The 5,937-nt window shown below is 51.0% G+C and carries 2 tRNA genes and 3 rRNA genes; all 5 read right to left on the bottom strand.

Annotation, left to right across the window (positions count from 1 at the left end):
* Positions 1-104 precede the first annotated feature (104 nt).
* The 5 genes from rrf to BMY35_RS37360 all read right to left on the bottom strand — a co-directional run bounded on the left by rrf (position 105) and on the right by BMY35_RS37360 (position 5,337).
* Positions 105-217, bottom strand: a 5S ribosomal RNA gene (gene rrf / locus BMY35_RS37380).
* A 127-nt stretch (positions 218-344) separates the two neighbouring features.
* Positions 345-3,215, bottom strand: a 23S ribosomal RNA gene (locus tag BMY35_RS37375).
* Positions 3,216-3,531: 316 nt separating this feature from the next.
* A tRNA-Ala gene (locus BMY35_RS37370) sits at positions 3,532-3,607 on the bottom strand.
* A gap of 30 nt (positions 3,608-3,637) precedes the next feature.
* Positions 3,638-3,714 (bottom strand) — tRNA-Ile (locus tag BMY35_RS37365).
* An 88-nt stretch (positions 3,715-3,802) separates the two neighbouring features.
* Positions 3,803-5,337: ribosomal RNA gene (locus BMY35_RS37360) — 16S ribosomal RNA — on the bottom strand.
* The 16S, 23S and 5S rRNA genes sit together here with 2 tRNA genes alongside, the layout of an rRNA operon.
* Positions 5,338-5,937 lie beyond the last annotated feature (600 nt).

Genomic DNA, 5,937 nt, shown 5'->3' with positions numbered 1-5,937 from the left:
CAGGCTTGCACAATCTCTAGCTGCTTCTCGGTATTTTCCGTTTCCGCGACTGCAAAGCAAAAACCCCCAGCCGATATTCGACTGGGGGTTTCTGGGCTGTAAGAGCCTGACGATGACCTACTTTCACACGGGAACCCGCACTATCATCGGCGCTGAGTCGTTTCACTGTCCTGTTCGGGATGGGAAGGAGTGGGACCAACTCGCTATGGTCATCAGGCATAAAGGGTTGTCTGACTGATCACGCGATCAATCAAACGAATTCATAGAGTTTGGAATCAGCCTTGGCGAATTGTTTTGAATGCGTCAACTTGGCATAACACCTTGATCTGACCGATCAAAATTATAGGGTCAAGCCGCACGAGCAATTAGTATCAGTTAGCTTAACGCATTACTGCGCTTCCACACCTGACCTATCAACGTCCTGGTCTTGAACGACTCTTCAGGGGGCTCAAGGCCCCGGCAGATCTCATCTTGAAACGAGTTTCCCGCTTAGATGCTTTCAGCGGTTATCTCTTCCACACTTAGCTACTCGGCAATGCCACTGGCGTGACAACCGATACACCAGAGGTGTGTCCACTCCGGTCCTCTCGTACTAGGAGCAGGCTTCCTCAAATCTGCAGCGCCCACGGAAGATAGGGACCAAACTGTCTCACGACGTTTTAAACCCAGCTCACGTACCTCTTTAAATGGCGAACAGCCATACCCTTGGGACCGGCTACAGCCCCAGGATGAGATGAGCCGACATCGAGGTGCCAAACACCGCCGTCGATATGAACTCTTGGGCGGTATCAGCCTGTTATCCCCAGAGTACCTTTTATCCGTTGAGCGATGGCCCTTCCATACAGAACCACCGGATCACTATGTCCTGCTTTCGCATCTGCTCGACTTGTCAGTCTCGCAGTTAAGCACGCTTATGCCATTGCACTATCGTCACGATGTCCGACCGTAACTAGCGTACCTTCGAACTCCTCCGTTACGCTTTGGGAGGAGACCGCCCCAGTCAAACTGCCTACCATGCACTGTCCCCGATCCAGATAATGGACCTAGGTTAGAACCTCAAACACACCAGGGTGGTATTTCAACGTTGGCTCCACAAGATCTAGCGACCCTGCTTCAAAGCCTCCCACCTATCCTACACAGATCTGTTCAAAGTCCAATACAAAGCTACAGTAAAGGTTCATGGGGTCTTTCCGTCTTTCCGCGGGGAGATTGCATCATCACAAACATTTCAACTTCGCTGAGTCTCAGGAGGAGACAGTGTGGCCATCGTTACGCCATTCGTGCAGGTCGGAACTTACCCGACAAGGAATTTCGCTACCTTAGGACCGTTATAGTTACGGCCGCCGTTTACTGGGACTTCAATCAAGAGCTTGCACCCCATCATTTAATCTTCCAGCACCGGGCAGGCGTCACACCCTATACGTCCACTTTCGTGTTTGCAGAGTGCTGTGTTTTTAATAAACAGTCGCAGCCACCGATTTTTTGCAACCCATTCATGCTCCGTTGTTCACTTCACACTAATAGGGCACACCTTCTTCCGAAGTTACGGTGTCAATTTGCCGAGTTCCTTCTCCTGAGTTCTCTCAAGCGCCTTAGAATACTCATCTCGCGCACCAGTGTCGGTTTGCGGTACGGTCGTGTGTAGCTGAAGCTTAGTGGCTTTTCCTGGAACCTCGTTCAGTCACTTCACCAGCAAGCTGGCTCGATCGTTGGCCTCGGTATATGTGCACCGGATTTGCCTAATGCACGCCTACATCCAACTAAACCGGGATATCCAACACCCGGATGACCTATTAAGATCCGTCCCCACATCGCACTACACATCGGTACAGGAATATTGACCTGTTTCCCATCAGCTACGCATCTCTGCCTCGCCTTAGGGGCCGACTCACTCTACGCCGATGAACGTTGCGTAGAAAACCTTGCGCTTACGGCGAGGGGGCTTTTCACCCCCTTTAACGCTACTCATGTCAGCATTCGCACTTCTGATACCTCCAGCACGCTTTACAACGCACCTTCACAGGCTTACAGAACGCTCTCCTACCACTTGCAATAAATTGCAAATCCGCAGCTTCGGTAACTGGCTTAGCCCCGTTACATCTTCCGCGCAGGACGACTCGATCAGTGAGCTATTACGCTTTCTTTAAATGATGGCTGCTTCTAAGCCAACATCCTGACTGTTTTAGCCTTCCCACTTCGTTTCCCACTTAGCCAATTTTAGGGACCTTAGCTGGCGGTCTGGGTTGTTTCCCTCTTGAGTCCGGACGTTAGCACCCGGTGCTCTGTCTCCCAAGCTGTACTCTTCGGTATTCGGAGTTTGCCTTGGTTTGGTAAGTCGCCATGACCCCCTAGCCAAAACAGTGCTCTACCCCCGAAGGTAATACTTGAGGCACTACCTAAATAGTTTTCGGAGAGAACCAGCTATTTCCAAGTTTGTTTAGCCTTTCACCCCTATCCACAGCTCATCCGCTAGTTTTGCAACACTAGTCGGTTCGGACCTCCAGTACCTGTTACGGCACCTTCATCCTGGCCATGGATAGATCACTTGGTTTCGGGTCTACACCCAGCGACTGATCGCCCTATTCGGACTCGATTTCTCTACGGCTTCCCTATTCGGTTAACCTTGCCACTGAATGTAAGTCGCTGACCCATTATACAAAAGGTACGCAGTCACCCTTGCGGGCTCCTACTTTTTGTAAGCACGCGGTTTCAGGATCTATTTCACTCCCCTCCCGGGGTTCTTTTCGCCTTTCCCTCACGGTACTAGTTCACTATCGGTCAATGATGAGTATTTAGCCTTGGAGGATGGTCCCCCCATATTCAGACAGGATTTCTCGTGTCCCGCCCTACTTGTCGTTAGCTCAGTACCACACAGGTCATTTCACGTACGGGGCTATCACCCGCTATGGCCAGCCTTTCCAAGCTGTTCCGTTATGTCTTGTGCTATCACTAACAGGCTTCTCCGATTTCGCTCGCCACTACTTTCGGAATCTCGGTTGATGTCTTTTCCTCGAGCTACTGAGATGTTTCAGTTCACCCGGTTCGCCTCGCATGACTATGTATTCATCATGCGATACCTTTCGGTGGGTTTCCCCATTCGGAAATCTCCGGATCAAAGCTAATTTGCCAGCTCCCCGAAGCTTATCGCAGGCTATCACGTCCTTCGTCGCCTATCATTGCCAAGGCATCCACCACGTGCTCTTATTCACTTGACCCTATAACTTTGACGTTTCCTCACGGAAACCAAAGTCAATCAAGGAATTGCCAGGTCTTTCACCTGACGCGTTATGCCGTCTTCAAAAATCGATTTGATTCGAAATTGAAGTTTCTTTTGACGCAATCAAAAATTCTTGCCGCTGATGGCACGGTCCGCACTAAACCTTTACGAATGTGCGGTTTCCATCAGCAGCGCTGATTCGACTCTATGAATTTTTAAAGAACAGCCGATTGATCAAGAGATCCTGATCAACAACAAAGAAGCCTCATGCTTTCGCGGGAAGCCGCTTTGGTGTTGAATAAGCATCGAGTTGTTGGTGGAGGATGACGGGATCGAACCGACGACCCCCTGCTTGCAAAGCAGGTGCTCTCCCAGCTGAGCTAATCCCCCTCAAACTCTCACACGAGATATCAGAAGATTTGGTGGGTCTAGTTGGGCTCGAACCAACGACCCCCGCCTTATCAAGACGGTGCTCTAACCAGCTGAGCTACAGACCCATTCGCCGATCATCTTCACATCGAAGACAACCAGCTTCTTCCAACAACCGATAAGTGTGGGCGTTTAAATTAAATTGCCTGTTTCCAGAAAGGAGGTGATCCAGCCGCACCTTCCGATACGGCTACCTTGTTACGACTTCACCCCAGTCACGAACCCTGCCGTGGTAATCGCCCTCCTTGCGGTTAAGCTAACTACTTCTGGCAGAACCCGCTCCCATGGTGTGACGGGCGGTGTGTACAAGACCCGGGAACGTATTCACCGTGACATTCTGATCCACGATTACTAGCGATTCCGACTTCACGCAGTCGAGTTGCAGACTGCGATCCGGACTACGACTGGTTTTATGGGATTAGCTCCCCCTCGCGGGTTGGCAACCCTTTGTACCAGCCATTGTATGACGTGTGTAGCCCCACCTATAAGGGCCATGAGGACTTGACGTCATCCCCACCTTCCTCCGGTTTGTCACCGGCAGTCTCATTAGAGTGCCCAACTGAATGTAGCAACTAATGACAAGGGTTGCGCTCGTTGCGGGACTTAACCCAACATCTCACGACACGAGCTGACGACAGCCATGCAGCACCTGTGTTACGGCTCTCTTTCGAGCACTAAGCCATCTCTGGCAAATTCCGTACATGTCAAAGGTGGGTAAGGTTTTTCGCGTTGCATCGAATTAAACCACATCATCCACCGCTTGTGCGGGTCCCCGTCAATTCCTTTGAGTTTCAACCTTGCGGCCGTACTCCCCAGGCGGTCAACTTCACGCGTTAGCTTCGTTACTGAGTCAGTGAAGACCCAACAACCAGTTGACATCGTTTAGGGCGTGGACTACCAGGGTATCTAATCCTGTTTGCTCCCCACGCTTTCGTGCATGAGCGTCAGTACAGGCCCAGGGGATTGCCTTCGCCATCGGTGTTCCTCCGCATATCTACGCATTTCACTGCTACACGCGGAATTCCATCCCCCTCTGCCGTACTCCAGCGATGCAGTCACAGATGCAGTTCCCAGGTTGAGCCCGGGGATTTCACAACTGTCTTACATCACCGCCTGCGCACGCTTTACGCCCAGTAATTCCGATTAACGCTTGCACCCTACGTATTACCGCGGCTGCTGGCACGTAGTTAGCCGGTGCTTATTCTTACGGTACCGTCATTAGCCCTCTTTATTAGAAAAGGCCGTTTCGTTCCGTACAAAAGCAGTTTACAACCCGAAGGCCTTCATCCTGCACGCGGCATGGCTGGATCAGGCTTGCGCCCATTGTCCAAAATTCCCCACTGCTGCCTCCCGTAGGAGTCTGGGCCGTGTCTCAGTCCCAGTGTGGCTGGTCGTCCTCTCAGACCAGCTACAGATCGAAGGCTTGGTGAGCCTTTACCTCACCAACTACCTAATCTGCCATCGGCCGCTCCATTCGCGCAAGGCCTTGCGGTCCCCTGCTTTCATCCGTAGATCGTATGCGGTATTAGCACAGCTTTCGCTGCGTTATCCCCCACGATTGGGCACGTTCCGATGTATTACTCACCCGTTCGCCACTCGCCGCCAGGATTGCTCCCGCGCTGCCGTTCGACTTGCATGTGTAAGGCATGCCGCCAGCGTTCAATCTGAGCCAGGATCAAACTCTATAGTTCGATCTTGATTTTTGCGCCCCATCTCGCGATGGAGCAAAACTCACAAAAACGGAATTGAAGTGAACTTCACTTCTATTCTCATGAGCGTTTTAAGTCTTGCGACTTGTTCCGAAGAACTTGTGCAATTACCTTCAAACGCCCACGCTTATCGGCTGTAATTTTTTAACGATCACCAAAGCAACTTGTCGTTTACTTCGTTTGCTTGCTGCGATCAGCGAAGCCTTGTAGTCTAGCACGATTTTTAAAGAATCGCCAAACTTTTTTCGCCTTCCATTTCTTCGTTATTCGCAGCTCACAACTTTCATTGTCAGCCACCGAAGTCATTTCAGCGGAGCCTTGTAGTCTAGCACGATTTTTTCAAATCTCACCAAACTTTCTTGGCTTTTCGCTTCAACCAACTTCTTTCGCAACCCGCGACTTTCATCGCAAGTCACTGAAGCAGTTCGTTTCAGCGAAGCCTTCGATTATGCACCGTTTTTTCAAACCGCGTCAACTTTCGAAGACTTTTTCTTCACCCCCTCCAATCACCTCCGAAGAGACCGACTGGGCCTGAACACCAGGGGTATTCAGCAGCGAAGCCCACGAGTATATGACAGATTT

Source organism: Variovorax sp. YR750, assembly GCF_900109805.1.
GTDB lineage: Bacteria > Pseudomonadota > Gammaproteobacteria > Burkholderiales > Burkholderiaceae_C > Variovorax > Variovorax gossypii.
The sequence above is the reverse complement of the archived record's forward strand: the minus strand, read 5'-3'. Positions and strand labels throughout refer to the sequence as shown.